The sequence below is a fragment of the Bacillus litorisediminis genome (genome assembly GCF_022808645.1).
GTDB classification, from domain to species: domain Bacteria; phylum Bacillota; class Bacilli; order Bacillales; family JC228; genus Bacillus_BF; species Bacillus_BF litorisediminis.
The window spans coordinates 1-16,514 of sequence record NZ_JAKZKT010000005.1 but is presented as its reverse complement, the minus strand read 5'-3'; the positions used below and the strand labels follow the sequence as shown (position 1 = coordinate 16,514).

The 16,514-nt window shown below is 40.4% G+C and carries 16 protein-coding genes; 10 read left to right on the top strand and 6 right to left on the bottom strand.

The window, feature by feature from the left end; genetic code table 11:
- Positions 1–16: 16 nt before the first annotated feature.
- Both MLE14_RS03745 and MLE14_RS03740 read left to right on the top strand, forming a co-directional pair.
- Positions 17–2,293 carry a glycoside hydrolase family 65 protein gene (locus MLE14_RS03745; protein ID WP_243296971.1) on the top strand — a complete coding sequence of 759 codons (2,277 nt, stop codon included), beginning with the start codon at positions 17–19 and terminating at the stop codon, positions 2,291–2,293.
- Between the two features lie 654 nt (positions 2,294–2,947).
- Positions 2,948–3,322 (top strand): YybH family protein, encoded by a 375-nt coding sequence (locus MLE14_RS03740; RefSeq protein ID WP_243296970.1) that lies wholly within the window; start codon positions 2,948–2,950, stop codon positions 3,320–3,322.
- A gap of 40 nt (positions 3,323–3,362) precedes the next feature.
- On the opposite strand, the gene pgmB is transcribed toward MLE14_RS03740, so the two are convergent.
- A complete protein-coding gene (gene pgmB / locus MLE14_RS03735; RefSeq protein WP_243296969.1) occupies positions 3,363–4,034 on the bottom strand; it encodes a beta-phosphoglucomutase in 672 nt (223 codons plus the stop codon).
- A gap of 143 nt (positions 4,035–4,177) precedes the next feature.
- Between pgmB and MLE14_RS03730 the strand changes: the two genes are divergently transcribed.
- From MLE14_RS03730 to MLE14_RS03700, 7 genes are all read left to right on the top strand, one after another.
- On the top strand, positions 4,178–5,218 hold the full coding sequence (locus tag MLE14_RS03730; protein ID WP_243296968.1) for an NAD-dependent epimerase/dehydratase family protein: 1,041 nt from the start codon (positions 4,178–4,180) through the stop codon (positions 5,216–5,218).
- Between the two features lie 120 nt (positions 5,219–5,338).
- The gene (locus MLE14_RS03725; protein ID WP_243296967.1) at positions 5,339–6,202 is read left to right on the top strand and encodes a Cof-type HAD-IIB family hydrolase; all 864 of its coding nucleotides are present in this window, start codon (positions 5,339–5,341) and stop codon (positions 6,200–6,202) included.
- Positions 6,203–6,213: 11 nt separating this feature from the next.
- Positions 6,214–7,293, top strand: coding sequence for a PQQ-dependent sugar dehydrogenase (locus MLE14_RS03720; protein ID WP_243296966.1), 1,080 nt, complete (start codon positions 6,214–6,216; stop codon positions 7,291–7,293).
- A gap of 311 nt (positions 7,294–7,604) precedes the next feature.
- Positions 7,605–7,982, top strand: coding sequence for a GntR family transcriptional regulator (locus tag MLE14_RS03715; protein ID WP_243296965.1), 378 nt, complete (start codon positions 7,605–7,607; stop codon positions 7,980–7,982).
- Entirely contained in the window at positions 7,972–8,847 is an 876-nt protein-coding gene (locus MLE14_RS03710; protein WP_243296964.1) for an ABC transporter ATP-binding protein, read from the top strand. The genes MLE14_RS03715 and MLE14_RS03710 overlap by 11 nt, the downstream gene beginning before the upstream one ends.
- Positions 8,844–9,545 carry a hypothetical protein gene (locus MLE14_RS03705; protein WP_243296963.1) on the top strand — a complete coding sequence of 234 codons (702 nt, stop codon included), beginning with the start codon at positions 8,844–8,846 and terminating at the stop codon, positions 9,543–9,545. The genes MLE14_RS03710 and MLE14_RS03705 overlap by 4 nt, the downstream gene beginning before the upstream one ends.
- A 174-nt stretch (positions 9,546–9,719) precedes the next feature.
- The gene (locus tag MLE14_RS03700; RefSeq protein WP_243296962.1) at positions 9,720–10,448 is read left to right on the top strand and encodes a GntR family transcriptional regulator; all 729 of its coding nucleotides are present in this window, start codon (positions 9,720–9,722) and stop codon (positions 10,446–10,448) included.
- A 223-nt stretch (positions 10,449–10,671) separates the two neighbouring features.
- Here MLE14_RS03700 and bshB2 read toward each other — a convergent pair whose 3' ends face one another.
- The 5 genes from bshB2 to MLE14_RS03675 form a co-directional block, all read right to left on the bottom strand.
- Positions 10,672–11,337, bottom strand: coding sequence for a bacillithiol biosynthesis deacetylase BshB2 (bshB2, locus tag MLE14_RS03695; protein ID WP_243296961.1), 666 nt, complete (start codon positions 11,335–11,337; stop codon positions 10,672–10,674).
- A gap of 25 nt (positions 11,338–11,362) precedes the next feature.
- Positions 11,363–11,710: a YojF family protein gene (locus tag MLE14_RS03690; protein WP_243296960.1), complete on the bottom strand. Its 348-nt coding sequence runs from the start codon at positions 11,708–11,710 to the stop codon at positions 11,363–11,365.
- A 487-nt stretch (positions 11,711–12,197) separates the two neighbouring features.
- On the bottom strand, positions 12,198–13,013 hold the full coding sequence (pdxK, locus tag MLE14_RS03685) for a pyridoxine/pyridoxal/pyridoxamine kinase (protein ID WP_243297119.1): 816 nt from the start codon (positions 13,011–13,013) through the stop codon (positions 12,198–12,200).
- 104 nt (positions 13,014–13,117) lie between these two features.
- Positions 13,118–14,491, bottom strand: a complete 1,374-nt coding sequence (locus tag MLE14_RS03680) for a HAMP domain-containing sensor histidine kinase (RefSeq protein WP_243296959.1) — start codon at positions 14,489–14,491, stop codon at positions 13,118–13,120.
- A complete protein-coding gene (locus MLE14_RS03675; protein WP_243296958.1) occupies positions 14,488–15,156 on the bottom strand; it encodes a response regulator transcription factor in 669 nt (222 codons plus the stop codon). The genes MLE14_RS03680 and MLE14_RS03675 overlap by 4 nt, the downstream gene beginning before the upstream one ends.
- A gap of 151 nt (positions 15,157–15,307) precedes the next feature.
- Between MLE14_RS03675 and MLE14_RS03670 the strand changes: the two genes are divergently transcribed.
- Positions 15,308–16,216: an ABC transporter ATP-binding protein gene (locus tag MLE14_RS03670; protein ID WP_243296957.1), complete on the top strand. Its 909-nt coding sequence runs from the start codon at positions 15,308–15,310 to the stop codon at positions 16,214–16,216.
- Positions 16,217–16,514 lie beyond the last annotated feature (298 nt).

The following is a 16,514-nucleotide window of genomic DNA, read 5'->3' as shown; positions in this document are numbered from 1 at the left end:
AGCAGGAGTGTCTTACATGACTTGGACATATAAAACGAGTGAATTGAATCCGGAATCTCTTCTTCTGCAGGAAAGCTTGTTTGCTTTGGCTAACGGCTATTTAGGCGTAAGAGGCAACTTAGAAGAAGGTTCAGAGAATCATGGGCTTTCGATTCGCGGAAGTTATATAAATGCTTTTTATGACGAAACAGAATTACATTATGGTGAAAAACTATTTGCATTTCCCGAAATTCAAGAAAAGCTAGTCAATATTATCGACGCCCAAACGATTGAACTTTTCTTCGGTGCTGAAGAGGAGAGGTTTTCGTTATATAACGGAGAAGTTATTGAATTCCAACGAAAGCTTCATTTTGATAAGGGATATTCAGAACGAACGATACACTGGCGCTCTCCACTCGGAAAAGAGGTAGTCATAACCTTTAAGCGGCTAGTATCGTTTACTTACCGGGAACTCTTTGTACAGCAGGTAGCTGTAGAGGGAATCAATTTCAATGGTCCTGTAAAAATAGTATCTTCCCTAAATGGAGATGTAGCAAATTATACAAATCCCAATGATCCTAGAGTCGGTTCCGGTCACGCAAAGCTGTTAAAGGTGTTAGATGTTAAGGTTAAGAAGGATTTACAAACCGTGTTGTGTGAGACTTCAGCTTCCAGGCTGCAAGTTGCCTGTTCCACCAAACATTGGATTTCCAAGCATGCAACAGTTGTTTCAAAAGTTCATCTGGACCAAACAATAGCAGTATATGAAACAAATCTTGAGCAGTCGTTAGTGTTTGAAAAACAAAGCATCTTTACCGATACAAGAAGGCATGGTTCCGATTTAATTAAAAAGGGAGAAAATCTCCTTCTAGCTGTCAGCCCGTTCCGATTCGATGCGCTTGCAGAAAAACAGCAATCAATTCTCCATTCGTTTTGGCAGGCATCCGATATTGAAATAGAAGGAGATCAGCGTCTTCAAGAAGGAATCCGCTTCAATATGTTTCATCTCTTTCAATCAGCCGGCAGAGACGATGTTTCCAATATTGCGGCAAAAGGACTTTCTGGTGAAGGGTATGAAGGTCATTATTTCTGGGACACAGAAATTTACATGCTCCCATTTTTCACTTTAACAGAACCTTCTCTGGCTAAATCATTATTGCGCTATCGGTATTCAATTTTAGAAGGCGCAAGAGAACGGGCTAGGGAAATGGGGCATAAAAAAGGAGCCCTCTATCCTTGGCGAACGATTGCGGGGAAAGAATGTTCCGGCTATTTTCCGGCTGGTACTGCCCAGTACCATATTTCCGCAGATGTCGCCTACAGCTACATTCAATACTATTTAGCAACAAAGGATTCCGGGTTTTGGAGTGAGTTTGGGGCAGAGGTGCTGTTTGAAACCGCCCGCTTATGGCTGGAAGTCGGTCACTCCGTGGAAGGAACATTCCGGGTTGACGCGGTAACGGGACCGGATGAATATACATGTATAGTCAATAACAATTACTATACCAATGTGATGGCTAAATATAATCTGCATTGGGCAGCAAAAGTGTATCAGTATTTAAAGGCGACGGACCCTTCGGCATTTAAGGAGATTAAACAGCGGATTTGTCTAGAGGAAACCGAAGTGGATGCTTGGACTTGGGCAGCTGATCATATGTATTTGCCCTATGATTCGCAGCGCAAGATCAATCCGCAAGATGACTCGTTTTTGCAGAAGGAAATTTGGAACTTTACTGAGACGCCAAAGGAACATTATCCATTGCTGCTCCACTATCATCCTTTAACCTTATACCGCTATCAGGTGTGCAAACAAGCTGATACGGTACTGGCCCATTTCTTATTGGAGGATGAGCAGGATTTCGAGACAATTAAAGCATCCTATGAATACTATGAAAAAGTAACAACACATGATTCGTCTTTATCAAGCTGTATTTTTAGCATTATGGCTGCTAAACTGGGTGATATGGAAAAAGCCTACAATTACTTTATGGAAACGGCCCGCTTAGACTTAGATAATACCCATGGCAATACAAAAGACGGCCTCCATATGGCCAATATGGGCGGTACGTGGATGGCGATTGTGTATGGATTTGCCGGTCTGCGAATTAAAGAAACCGGGGTCTCTTTAGCGCCAAGATTGCCAAAGCACTGGACAGGCTACACATTCCGCTTCCAAACAGAAGGTTCAACATTAGAGGTGAAAGTGGAGCAACAGGGTGTTCGGCTAAGGAAGCTTACAGGAGCGGATGTTTCTATTAAAATATATGGAGAAGATTATTGTACTTCAGAACCGATCTATATCAGTTTGCAATAAAAGCATGTAAAAACCGCTGGCAAGTCGAGGCTGCTGGCGGTTTTTTAAAATTTTTTAAGACAAATATGTCGTATTTTATGTTTTATGGCTGTATTTTACATCGATAATACTCAAATAACCAAACTTAGATGCGGATAAACAAACTTAGGGAAAGAAAACCGAACTCAAGGGGTTGTTAACCGAACTCAGGAAGAAATTTACCGAACTCAAGTACGGGTAACAGAACTCAGAAGGAAGATAACCGGACTCAGTAACTGATTACCGAACTTAGGCGGCCAATAACCGAAAATAATGCTACAAAACCGAACACAGAAGTAAATAACCGAACGCAGAAGCAAAACCGAACGCAGAAGCAAATGCCGAACACAGAAGTAAATAACCGAACGCAGAAGCAAAACCGAACGCAGAAGCAAATGCCGAACACAGAAGTAATAACCGAACGCAGAAACAAATGCCGAACACAGAAGTAAATAACCGAACACAGAAGCAAATAACTGAACACCTGAAGCAAAAAATCGAACTGAAGCACCAGATTGCGAAATTCAGAAACCCCAGCCCCCTCCTATTTGCTAAAATTTTCAGCCGAAAGAAAGGGTTTTCGGCATTTTTGTCGAAACATTCAACCAACAGTGTACGAAAAAGGGGTGTAACAGCGTGCTTAGGAGTTTGAATCTCTTTATCCAGGAATATGAACGAGCGACGAATACCCATGATTTTAATCAGGTCCGCCCTTTAATCAAATGGGATGCCGTGTATTTCTTTTCAGATGGGGCATTTCGCGGGATTGAAGAAATAGAAGCCGTTTTTAATAGGAATTGGAATACGATACAAGATGAAACGTACCGGATTACAGATGTAGAATGGCTGAGTTATTCCGATACGATGGCTACTTGTATTTATCATTATTACTGGCGGGGCTACTTTAAAGGAGAAGAAAGAGAAGGTCGCGGAAGAGGAACCAATATCATGGTTAAAGAAGACGGGAAATGGAAAATGATCCATGAACATTTGAGCCCGTTGCCTAAATGATAAAGCATTGGTTACAACAAACCAATGCTGTTTTTTTACACTATTTATGCTTCCCGATTAAAGATTCTATCACTGACCATGAGAGCTCACGGGTATCAGCTAGGACAAGATCGGCTCCAGCGTCTTTTAGAATCGCTGCTTTCCCGATACCAATTGCTAACATTCCGGCCCCTTTGATTGCCTGAATGCCTGAAACGGCATCCTCAATTCCAATACAATGACTTGGTGATATTCCTAGCTGTTCAGCTCCTTTTACGTATATATCAGGAGCGGGTTTTCCATGCGCCACCTCGCTTGGGTCGACAATCTGATCAAAAAATGAAGAAATTTCGAGTTTCTCTAGCACATACGGGGCATTTTTAGAAGCAGACGCTAATCCGATGGGAATTTCTCTTTTCTTTAAATCTATCAAAAATGGTTTAATCCCCGGTAACACATCTTCAGCTGTTAATCCCTCTAAAAGATTTCGGTAATCCTGATTTTTTTGGGCAGCCAGTTTTTCCTTTTCCTCTTTTGCGAAAAAATCACTTTGCGAGCCAAGCAGCGCTTCAAGCGAGTCCATCCGGCTCAATCCCTTCAGACTTTCATTAACTTTGTGATCAAAAGGGATTTGCAAGGAATCGGCCAATTTTTTCCATGCTTTGTAATGAAGCTCTGCGGTATCTGTAATCACACCATCTAAATCAAACAATATCCCCAATTCTTTACTCATTCTCCATCTTCCCCCTAAAGTATTTATCTTCTACCCTATATGATACTCCCTCATCCTAGTGCAAACAAACGGCATTTTTCTTTTAAAAAAGGAAAAGGAAAGCTGAATCTCGAACTAACTATAAATAGAAAGGGGTTGGATCCATGAAATTATTAATGATAGGCGGAACCAGATTTTTAGGAAGATGGATTGTAGAAGAAGCTTTAGCAAGAGGCTGGGAGGTTACTCTCTTTAATCGGGGGAATCATGCGGATGTTTTTCCAAATGTCCGAACCATCATGGGGGACCGTGAAGAAGATTTAATGAAACTTGAAGGAGAAAACTGGGATGCCGTTATCGATACATGCGGGTTTCATCCTCATACGGTCAGAAAGTCTGTAAAGGCTTTCAAAGCAAATGCATCCTTTTATGCGTTTGTATCGACCATATCGGTTTATGCTAAGTTTCCTCAGGAGGATGATATTAAAGAAGAGGACGAGGTCTTGTCTCTTACAGAGGAAGAGCTGGCTCAATTAAATCTCGATAACCAAAATGTAGGGCAATACTACGGTCATCTGAAATATTTGTGTGAACAAGAGGTGCTTCGGGAAATTCCGGATAAAAGCCTGATTGTAAGACCAGGATTGATTGTCGGGCCTTATGACCCAACAGATCGTTTTACATATTGGGCAACTCGGCTCCATGAAGATAGAGAAATTTTAGCTCCTGGCCGCCAAAATAAAAAGATTCAATTTATTGATGTTCGCGATTTGGCTGCCTGGATTGTGAAAATGACGGAAGGCCGGATTACAGGTGTATATAATGCAACTGGACCGAAGGATTTATACACGATGCAGAACCTTATTAACGATGGAAAAGAAATTTTTCAAAATAAGGCAAAAGCAACGTGGGTGAGTGAAACCTTTTTATTAAAAGAAAATGTACAGCCATGGATTGAACTTCCTTTATGGATACCTGAGACGACTCCCGAGAATGAAACGAATATACAGGATAATGGGGTTAACATCGACCGTGCCCTAAACCAGGGATTGTCCTTCCGGGCTCCAAAAGAAACTATTAAGGACACCTATGATTGGGTCGTTCAAACAGATCGAAAATTAGAAAGAGCCGGATTAAAGCAAGATAAAGAAAAAGCATTGTTGGAAAAGTGGAACTCAAGCTTAAACACGAGTTCACTTGTATAGGGAATCCATATAATATAAAAGTTTTACAAATGATTTAAATCAACCTCCTTGATTATTATGAACGATTTATGAAAACATAGAGATATACAACAAAGGATATTAAAGGCAGGTTGATAAGAAATGTTACGTTGCATAGCGACTGATATGGATGGAACTTTATTAAATTCAAATCAAAAAATCAGTAAAGAAAATGAAACGGCACTTAAGCTGGCCCAAGAGAAAGGGATAGAAGTAGTGGTAGCTACTGGCCGTTCCTATTATGAAGCTGCTTCTGTATTAGAAGAAGCAAAAATCGTTTGTCCGATTATTTGCGTAAATGGAGCCGAAATCAGAAATAGTGAAGGGGAAAAGATTTTCACAAATCCAATCCCTGCTCAGCTCGCTAAAAGGGTTATGAAACAATTAGATGAAATGGGTTATTATTACGAACTCTATTCGAATTCAGGAACCTATACGAGAGATTCTAAGTTAGGTTTGGCTGTCCTCATGGATTTATTTCAATCAGCCAATCGTCATGAGGCGGTTCCGTGGATTAAAATGGAAGAACAAGCAAGGAAACGATTTGAAGAAGGCGTTAAGATCGTCGATGATTATGGATTGTTAGTGGATGATAAATCCTTCGAACTATATAAAATTTTAGTGTTTAGCAAGGATCACGAAGCTCTCCAAAAAGCAGGAATCGAACTGGAAGATCCAGATTTAGCAATCACTTCATCCGCCTTTGGCAACATTGAAATTAACTACAAGACTGCTCAAAAAGGTGTGGCATTGGAAGCTTTTGTTCAAGAAAGAGGAATCTCACTAGCGGAAACTTTAGCAATTGGTGATCAATTAAATGATCTTTCCATGCTTGAAATTGTGGGAACGGCTGTTGCTATGGGAAATGCTGCAGAAGAGATTAAACAGATTGCTCATTATATTACCGCAACTAATAATGAGAATGGAGTGGCCCTTGCGATCACAAAGTATATGAATCTGATGTAGGAGTGGATGGAGTGAAATACGTAAAAAGTATACTGCTCATCATGCTTTGCTCAATGGTGGCTTTAACAGCCTGTAAAAATGAAGAGAGCAGCCAAAGCGAAAAGGATGATGATAAGGCCATCGTAACAAACGGGAGAGAAGGAACGATATTAATTCAGAACCTTCAAACCCCTTGGTCAATCCAAAAGCATCGGGATACTTTTTACATCTCAGAACGGACTGGATATATTTATGTTTATGACGGGGAAAGTGGGAACAGACAGAGTGTGCAGCTGCAAAAGCAGCTAGCCCAAACACCAGAAGCAGGGCTGTTAGGGTTTTATCTGAAGCCAAACTTTGAGGATTCAAGAGAAGCCTTTGCATACTATACATACCAAGAAGGAGACAGGTTATTTAACCGCTTAACTGTTATTAAACAAGTAGATAACCAATGGCAGGAACAAACGCCTCTCCTGGACCAAATTCCGGCTGATACTTTTCACCATGGCGGCCGCATTAAAATTGGGCCTGATCAGAAACTGTATGTAACAGTAGGTGACGGGCTTAACCCGGATGCCCCGCAAGATATTAACTCAATTAATGGAAAAATTTTGAGAATGGATTTAGATGGAAGCATACCCCCAGATAATCCGTTTCAAAATTCTTATGTCTATAGTTACGGACTCCGTAATCCCCAGGGAATTGCTTGGGATTCACAAGGATTTATGTATAGTACTGACCATGGACAAACAGCACTTGACGAAATCAATCGGATACAAGCAGGGAAAAATTACGGATGGCCAGTGATTTCTGGAAATCAGCAGCAAAGCGGGATGGAGCCGCCTCTAATCCACTCAGGGAATACAACCTGGGCACCGTCTGGAATGGATATTGCGGATCGTACGATTTACTTTGCAGCTTTAAGAGGAGAAGGAGTATATCGGTATAATATTGATTCTAACCAAGTAGATAAAGTAGTGCAAGGATATGGCCGGATTCGTGATGTTTGGATTGACGACGCCACACTTTATTTTGTTACGAATAACACGGATGGAAGAGGTAATCCAGATTTAGCAGATGATAAACTCGTTGCTATTCCGTTACCTAGATAAATACATCAATCGAAGGGTTTAACCCAATTTAGACTGATACCTAAAAGAAAAGGGATCATTGAAATGGGTTAAGCCCTTTTTTAAAAGACAAGTATAAATTTTTGGGTCTGACACGGTCATTTTGACTGGGTATTTTCAAAGCACCCTACAAAAAATAGACCTCTCCCTACATTGTGGATATGGGAGGTCTATTTTGCTTTTTTATTTTTTTCCATACCAGCTATTGACAATTTAGTTATATGGTTTTATGGTTAATTACATAACTAATGAACCTAATAACCAGTTTAGGATGAAAAAGGAAGGAGGCCTTTATGAGTTCCTCATTAGATACGAATCGGCCCATTTTTCAGCAGATAGCTGAACAAATAGAAGACAGTATCATAAATGGCTCTATCCAGGAAGGTGAACGCGTTCCATCCACCAATGAATTTGCAGCCCATTTTCAGATCAATCCAGCAACAGCAGCTAAGGGGATCAATCAATTGGTGGAACAAGGAATTTTATATAAGAAAAGAGGAATTGGCATGTTTGTAGCTGAGGGAGCAAAACATCAATTAATTCAGCAGCGGCGGAATCAATTTTATCAAAGCTTTATAATTCCCCTAAAATCCGAAGCAGAAAAATTAAATATTAGTATTCAGGAATTAAAGGCAATGATCGATAGGGAGAGGGATGTACATGAAGATTGAAGTGAAAAATGTCACGAAGTCTTATGGGAAGAAAAAAGCACTCGATCAAGTCAGCTTTGTATTGGAACAAGGGAAAATTTATGGGCTCTTAGGCAGGAATGGAGCAGGAAAAACAACATTAATGCAAACCATAGCCGGACATATCATGTCTACGAGCGGAGATGTTTTCATAGACAATCAGAGGCCATTTGAAAACCAATTCATAACAGAATCGATTTGTCTGATTAACGAAAGCGGAAATTTTAAAAAAGGACTTAAAGTAAAAGAGACGCTTAAGGTTTGTTCTTTGTTTTATCCTAACTGGGACTGGAAAGTGGCTGAAAGACTTCTTGAAGAATTCAGCCTTGAAGAAAATCTGAAAGTCAAAGCCCTTTCAAAGGGAATGGAGTCTGCCCTCGGGATTATTGTAGGGCTTGCCGCAAAAGCACCAATTACAATCTTTGACGAACCGTATATTGGTTTAGATGCTGCCCATAGAAAAAGATTCTATGAATTATTGCTCGAAGAATATGAAAATCACCCAAGAACTATCATTTTATCAACACACCTAGTGGATGAGGTAAGCAGATTATTTGAGGAAGTCCTCATTTTTCAAAGGGGTAAGCTTGTTCTGAAAGAAGACGCAGAAAAACTAAGGGATTACGGGTTTGTCGTACAAGGGAGCCCGGATTCAATTGATCTGTTGGCAAAAGACCATAATGTCATTCACCGTAAGTCATTTGCCGGCCAGGAAACAGCCGTTATATTCAGCAAAACTGGGGGCAGAAAAACGGCTGAAACCCTTGGATTAAAGATAGAGACTCTGCCTGTCCAAGAACTCATGATTCATTTAACTTCTTCTCAAAAAGGGGGAAAAGCGGTATGAGTCGTCAAATAAAAGCAATTGTAACTTTTTCAATCCTGGATGTTCGCTATGCGGTACAAGTGTTTTGGGCAATCTTGATAGGCTTTATGCTCTTAGGTGTAGGAATCACTATGTCGTTCAATAACTCTCTAAGTTTTGCAGGGAGTGGAATTGCGATGTATATTTTCTGCGCAATCACAGGCTTCCAGACCGTAAAGGAGTCCTTTCCATTCTCTATTAAAATGGGAGGAACAAGAAAAAATTACTTTGTCTCTATGTGCCTGTTTTTTACTCTTTTATCCCTTTTGATGTCACTCATACACAATGTGTTTTTAACAGCTTATGAAAAGTTTCTCGATGTCCTAAATCTTCAGATCTTCACATTTCATTTTTCAATGATAACGGGGTTAGAGGATACTTGGATATTACGATTTTTTATAGATAGTGTGATTGCTTTTTTCTTGCTGAATCTATTATTTTTTGTAGGGATTATGTTCTACCGCTTTGGGTTAATAGGAGGCTATAGTGTTATCGGTATCATAGTACTCTTCTTCTTTATCCCTGGTGTTAGCACTCAGGTACTCGATTTTATTTTTGGTTTTGCTTCAGTGGAGGCAGTTATGCATTATATTTGGTTAATTGTGATCTCCCTCCTAATCTTGGTTGTGAACTGGGCAGTTATGAGAAAAGCACCGGTCTATACAGCGAATATTAGGTAAGGCCAAAAGAAATACACGATTTAGGCACGGATGCTAATCAAACCAATGAGGCTGTTCCTTCTGCGAAGGGGGGCCTCATTTCAGGTTCAGTCAATTTATTTTTTTGGTCTAGACAACTTTTTCTCCATCCGATAAGATTATTCCAAAGTCTATTCGTGATAAAAGGAGTTTCTAATGGAGAGAGAGGATCAGCAATTCCCTTTGTATTATCGAATCCAGCAATCTTTAAAAAGGAAAATAGAAGAAGAGTGGCAGCCGGGAGATGTGATTCCATCCGAGCGGGAGCTGTCGGAACAGTTTCAAGTAAGCCGAATGACGGTGAGGCAGGCGATTAATGGTCTAGTTGATGATGGATTCCTTATAAGGAAAAGAGGGAGCGGTACATATGTGACTGAGCGGAAGGTAGAACAAACGCTGCACGGAGTCACAAGCTTCTCGGAGGAAATGAGAGCGAGGGGGCTAACCCCAAGTAATAAGCCAATCAGCTTTCAAATTATCCCCTCAGATGAAAAGATCGCAGGCCATCTTCAATTAAAGCAGTATGATCCCGTTTATAAGATTGAACGGATACGTTTAGCAGATGGGCTGCCGATGGCGTTTGAAACAACCTATATCCCAGCGAACATGATGAAAAGTTTAACAGAGGAAATCATGAACCGGTCGCTTTATGAATATGTGGAATCTCAAGCAGGAATCGGTATAGATGATGCCTTCCAAACGATTGAATCGTCATCAGCGACCAAAAAAGAAGCGAAATATCTTGAGATTAAAGAAAAGGACCCCGTTCTCGTGATTAAAAGAAAGACCTTTACCACGAAAGGGCCCCCTTTTGAATATGTAAGGACCGTGTATCGCGGTGACCGCTACAAAATTTCAATTCAAATTAAGCGCAAGAAATCTTAATAAAAATGTAGCCCCCGTTCATTGAGCGGGGGCATGGTTTTGTACTTTTGGACAGTATAAAATTTTAGCGATGAAGTAGAATCGACGTAGTCAAAATTTTTAGGTCCAAAGTACGACGGGCAAGAGACATGAGTCAAGCGATACATTAGGACGTGGTGTTTCGAGTGTGATAAGTGCAACTACGCCTTTCTTCGAATTAATGCTGGCCATAGGCGAGTTTTCTTTACCATTGGAAGGTCCAAAAATGTTCCTCACCGAACCTTTTTATAACCTCGGGATCATTATTTTTAATCCGCTCCTCCCATTCTTTAGCCACTAATTGAATCTGTGACTTATGGGATTTGAGAGTGGCTATTTTTACATCTAACACATCTTTTACATCATGATGAATATCCGGTTCGCCTAATTTTTCATAACAGTCTTTGGAGAAGGCAATACAATGCAGTTTCGGACGCTCATTTTCAGGAATCAGAGACACAGCCTTGACGACAGCGCGTCCTGTTGCATCATGATCCGGATGAACGGAGTAGCCCGGATAGAAAGTAATAATAAGTGATGGCTTTACTTCTTCAATGATACTATAAATCCGCTTGGCTATCAGTTCATCATCCTCGAACTCAACCGTTTTATCCCGGTATCCCAGCATGCGTAAATCCTGAATCCCCATTACCTTGGCAGCAGCCTTTAATTCCTCTTTACGGATGAATGGGAGAGATTCTCTTGTTGCAAACGGCGGAGTCCCCATATTTCGACCCATTTCCCCTAATGTCAAACATGCATATGTAACCCCAGTTCCATTAAGAACGTGCTTATGAATCGTTCCAGACACTCCAAAAGCTTCATCGTCCGGATGCGGAAATACAACTAAAACATGGCGTTCTTTTTCCATGGCTCTTCTTACCCCTTTCCAGCCATTATTCAAATGGTGTTCTGCTAATTTCCAGAGCAACCGCAAGCTTTCCTTCAAAATCATGGCCAGCTATTAAAAGCCGGTCTTTTTCATCTACTTCAAAATCGGTGAGTCCTTCTGCATATACCCATCCAAATGGAAGCTTTAAGCCGATGCGATACGGGCCATCTCCGGTGATTTTTCCATATTCATATTGAATCTTTGCGTTGCGAATATAGGCACCTGCCGAGAAGAACTTTTCATTTTGATGGGAAGCATACGCACCGTTAGTGGTTTCTAAATGAATATATACATCTTGTTGTTTGAATTTTTCAAGCAGCCCCTGAACTTCTGCTACTACGATTGGTTTCACACACAATCCCTCCATCCTAAACTGCCATTTCTATTCCTCATATTACTAAAAAATGAGGGGAAATGCGAAATAATAGTTTTTGGAGTGGAGGAAAAGTTGGTTCGCAATGAATAATAGGGATGTAGAGTGGGAAAAACGGGTGCTGACAGACAGTCTCAGTGTCCGAAAATGGATAGTCGCGCAAAAAATGGTCACTGACAGGCAGTCTCAGAGCCCGAAAATGGATAGTCGCGCAAAAAATGGTCACTGACAGGCAGTCTCAGAGCCCGAAAAAGGGTAGCGCCGGAAAAACGGGTATGAGTTCGCTAAAAAGAGTCTTAGTTCTGTAAAAAATAATGAATTCGGTTAAAATTAGCTTAAAATCTATGAAGACTTTGTCACACAGACGATAATGAAGACGAAACCCTTAAGACCCGCTCTCCCCGCCCCAAACCCCAATAAAAAAGAGCCCTTTCTTTCAAAAAGGCTCTTCCGCATGCAAAATCTATTATTTCTCTTCGCCAAACCGATTAAAAGCACCGTGCATAACCGGACCGACCCATTGGTTTAATTTGAATCCATGTTTGATTGCAGCAGTAACAAATTTTTTCGCAAATTTAATGGCTTCAACAGGTTCGGCACCTTTCGCTAATTCAGCCGTAATGGCTGCTGCAAAGGTACATCCAGCTCCGTGTGTATAAGTAGTTTCTAGCTTTTCCGATTCAAGTAAAGTGAAGGTTTTTCCGTCATACAGCACATCCACAGCTGTATCACCATCTACACCTTTACCGCCTTTAACAACAACGTATTTAACTCCAAGCTCATGAATGCGTCCAGCCGCCTCTTTCATATCATCAACTGATTTCAGCGGTCCCATTTGGGCTAATTGGCTAGCTTCAAAAAGGTTCGGAGTCGTCACTAGTGCTTTTGGAACTAATACGTCACGAAGAGCGACTGCCGTTTCAGGATGAAGGACTTCATTTTCCCCTTTACATACTAATACCGGGTCGATTACGGCTTTCTCGATTCCATTCTCAGCAATCGTTTTTGCCCCTAGCTCGATAATATCAGCTGATCCTAACATTCCCGTTTTCATGGCATCAATACCAACAGAGAGGATGGTTTCAAGCTGAATTTCAACCGTTTTTAAATCGATCGGAAACACATTATGGCTCCATTGATTTTTAGGATCCATTGTGGCTATGACAGTAAGAGCTGTCATACCGTATACGCCAAGCTCCTGAAATGTTTTTAAGTCAGCTTGCAGCCCCGCACCGCCGCTTGTATCTGAACCGGCAAGTGTAAATACCTTTTTCATGAAGATACCCCCATTTATCCAATAGCTTATCAAAGCAATCTGTATAGCTATAAATGATTACAATCATCATTATAGTCAATATTGTTTTTGAATACAAAGTTTTCCTTCTATCATTTTGTGGAATTTTCAAACATCATCTTTGTGCCATTTTTGCCGGTTTCTATATTCCATTTCCAGCCTAGTCCTTTAGCCATAATAGAAACAATGGATAACCCTACTCCCACACCTTTTTCAGCAGACATCGAATCCATCCCTGGTCCATGATCCGCAATGGTCAGTCTGAATCCGGGGCTTACATCAAGTAAAGACACAGAAATATACTTTCCTGATTTAGCATGGCGAATGACATTTTGAAAGAGATTATCTAGCATTCTTTGCAGCCAGTGTTCATCGAATTCATATAGCATACTGTGATCTGGGAGGTTTATTTCAATGACCAACCCTTCCTTTTCAAACGCAGGGTACCAGGAAGCAAGACATGCTTTAATCGAGCGGACTAAATCCTGTTTCTTCGGCCTATAGGGATATTTTCCCGAAGTTAATAAGGAATAGGAGAGAAGATTATCGATTAACCTTCCCATATAAGAAATTTTTGAATCGAGCAGCTGTATAGCTTCATGACCCTGATCAGTTAACTGTTCCTTTTTAATAGAATAGGCATACCCTCTTATAGCGGTTAGGGGAGTTTTTAGATCATGAGAAAGATTGGCAATCAGTTGCCGTCGCAGTTCTTCTTCTTTCCGTTCTCTTTCCCGGCTTTGTTCGAGCTTTCTGATCATTTCATTAAAAGATTGTTCGAGGGCGCCAATCTCGTCTTGTTTCGTAATTTCCACAGGATCCGGTAATTCATGTGCTTCCTCATTGACATGCATGGCACGTTCAAGCCGGACCAATCGTTTCCGGATTTTGTAAAAGAACCCCCATGAAAAAATAATAAAAGCTCCAAAGATAATGAGGATTCCAATTGACATAAGCGTGTCGTACTGATCCTGGACCGTATCGAGCCTTGTTTTCATGACTTCCCGCGGGACTTGAAATACCATAAAGCCCTGATCTTGGGTTTCGCCAATAAAAGCTACAACCGTGAAAGGGTCTCCGCCAAAGCTTTGCTTCATAAATGAGATACTATAATTTGCTGACCACGTTTGAGGCAAATCCGGATTCTCTGGTAATTGAAGCATAAGCTCATTGTTTTCGTTGACCCAAAATATACTAGCTTTAGAATACTCTTTTTTGATCCTCATCAGGGAATCATTGATTTCTTCATCGGTCGCATCATGTAAGCTTTGGGCGGTTTCATGCCACATCTTTTCTAAATCTTGATGGTTTGCATAAGGATTTTCATTTGACTCAATTTGGTTGAGAGGAAAAAAGACTAATAACGACACAAAGGGAAAAGAGAGCGGGAAAATCGTAAGACCCAAACCGATGATTAGAATGTATTTAGACAATAAAGATTGGTGAAATTTCACTTTCCGTTTCATAGTTTCACCCGGTAGCCAATCCCGCGGATCGTTTCAATAATAGTAGGCTTACTAGGATCCTGTTCAATTTTTTCGCGCAGGTGACGAATATGGACCATTAAGGCTTTATCTCCCTCAATAAAGGGTTCGCCCCACACTGCTTCGTAAATTTGTTCCTTTGTTAAAATCTGATTCGGATGGCGCAGCAGGTATTGAAATATATAAAATTGTTTTCCGGTTAAAATAATCTCTTCACCCTGTTCATTTATAATCTGGTTTTGATCCAAATAGATCGTTAAATGCTGCAGCTGAATTTTCTTCTCGGATTGTTTGTTGTAGCGTCTCAATAAAACATCGATTCTAGCGATAATTTCTTCAGGGTGAAAGGGCTTTGTAACGTAATCATCTGCAAATTCCAGGCCTTGCAGCTTATCATCTACATTCGAACGTGCTGATAATAAAAGAATGGGAATTTCGGGGTCAGCACGCTTAATCCGCTGACCAACAGTAAAACCATCCAGTCCGGGAAGCATTATATCAAGAATCACAATATCCACATCATCTAAGTGGGAAATTGCCTGATCCCCAGACTGTAACCACTTCAACTCAAATTTTGCATCTGTAAGCTCTCTATGTAACCAAGCTCCAATTTCTTGATCATCTTCTATATATAAAATCTTTATCATACCTGTCATCCTTTTAACTTCATTACTATCACTATATCATGAGTCCTGTTGGTTAAGCGGAAGGAATAGGTAAATTTAAACAAAACTTAAACTAGACCCTTCTTTTAGCTTTAACTTGCCCTTCTACAATGGTAGACGAGGTGAAAAAATAATGGAAATGATAGTAGAAACGTATGGTCTTACAAAAAAGATTAAAGGAAAAACACTTGTTCATAATGTGGACATAAAAATTGGCAAAGGGGAAGTATATGGCTTTTTAGGGCCAAATGGCGCAGGGAAGACGACCACGATAAGAATGCTTTTAGGTTTGATGAAACCGACTAGCGGAAAGGTATCGATTTTTGGTCAGGATTTAAATCAGAATCGGCTTTCAATCCTGCAGCATGTCGGCTCCCTCGTGGAAACTCCTTCTTATTACGGCCATTTAACCGCATATGAAAATCTAGAGTGTGCGAGAAAAATTTTAGGAGCCCCCAAATCAAACATTGAGGAAGTTCTTGCGTTAGTCAGACTGACGAAAGATGCAAAAAAACCGGTTAAAAATTTCTCGCTTGGAATGAAACAAAGACTTGGGATTGCAACAGCTCTTCTTGGTAATCCAAAATTATTGATTTTGGATGAACCTACAAACGGGCTGGACCCAGCGGGAATCTTGGAAATGAGAGAGCTGATTAAAAGTCTTCCGAAGAAAAAAGATATGAGTATTTTAATTTCAAGTCACTTATTAAATGAGATTGACCATGTAGCTACCCAAGTAGGCATTATAACAAAGGGTAATCTTTTGTATCAGGGACCCATCGAAAAGCTGCGGCAGCAATCAAGAGGAAAAATACGAATAAAAGTGGGATCAGCCAATATGGGAGTAAGGGTTTTACTTGCTAATGGCATCCATGCGGAACATGACGGGGCTGATGTCTATCTAGATCATGTATCGGATGAAAAAGTTGCCTATGCTATTGAAGCTTTAGTGAAAAACGGAATACCCATCTATCGGGTTCATGAAGAGAAAAAATCACTGGAAGATTTATTCCTCGAAATGACGGCAGAGGAGGCTTCCTAAATGGGGACTTTAATCAGCCTGGAATTTTTAAAAATCAAACGTAAAGGGATCTGGTTTCTCGTCGTTTAGGAAATTATAAAATTCTAGACGTGTGGATAACTGTTCTGTAAAATGTTCGTATATATATATTAATGGAGATGTCATATGAGTCAGGCTAACAGCGGAATTATAAAACGTATATTAAAAGATCATTTTGATGGTTATTGGAAGATGCACTCAGATCTTTTTTCGGAGTCATACCGTGAAGACATAAAAGAAACAGTTGAGAAAGCAATAAGATGCGGCACTCGGGATTTGG

Coding starts and splice junctions, on each gene's coding strand:
- MLE14_RS03725 (WP_243296967.1), top strand. CDS start 5,339: ATGTTACGTTGCATAGCGACTGATATGGATGGAACTTTATTAAATTCA.
- MLE14_RS03745 (WP_243296971.1), top strand. CDS start 17: ATGACTTGGACATATAAAACGAGTGAATTGAATCCGGAATCTCTTCTT.
- MLE14_RS03675 (WP_243296958.1), bottom strand. CDS start 15,156: ATGATAAAGATTTTATATATAGAAGATGATCAAGAAATTGGAGCTTGG.
- MLE14_RS03705 (WP_243296963.1), top strand. CDS start 8,844: ATGAGTCGTCAAATAAAAGCAATTGTAACTTTTTCAATCCTGGATGTT.
- MLE14_RS03715 (WP_243296965.1), top strand. CDS start 7,605: ATGAGTTCCTCATTAGATACGAATCGGCCCATTTTTCAGCAGATAGCT.
- MLE14_RS03730 (WP_243296968.1), top strand. CDS start 4,178: ATGAAATTATTAATGATAGGCGGAACCAGATTTTTAGGAAGATGGATT.
- MLE14_RS03670 (WP_243296957.1), top strand. CDS start 15,308: ATGGAAATGATAGTAGAAACGTATGGTCTTACAAAAAAGATTAAAGGA.
- MLE14_RS03710 (WP_243296964.1), top strand. CDS start 7,972: ATGAAGATTGAAGTGAAAAATGTCACGAAGTCTTATGGGAAGAAAAAA.
- bshB2 (WP_243296961.1), bottom strand. CDS start 11,337: ATGGAAAAAGAACGCCATGTTTTAGTTGTATTTCCGCATCCGGACGAT.
- MLE14_RS03680 (WP_243296959.1), bottom strand. CDS start 14,491: ATGAAACGGAAAGTGAAATTTCACCAATCTTTATTGTCTAAATACATT.
- MLE14_RS03700 (WP_243296962.1), top strand. CDS start 9,720: ATGGAGAGAGAGGATCAGCAATTCCCTTTGTATTATCGAATCCAGCAA.
- pgmB (WP_243296969.1), bottom strand. CDS start 4,034: ATGAGTAAAGAATTGGGGATATTGTTTGATTTAGATGGTGTGATTACA.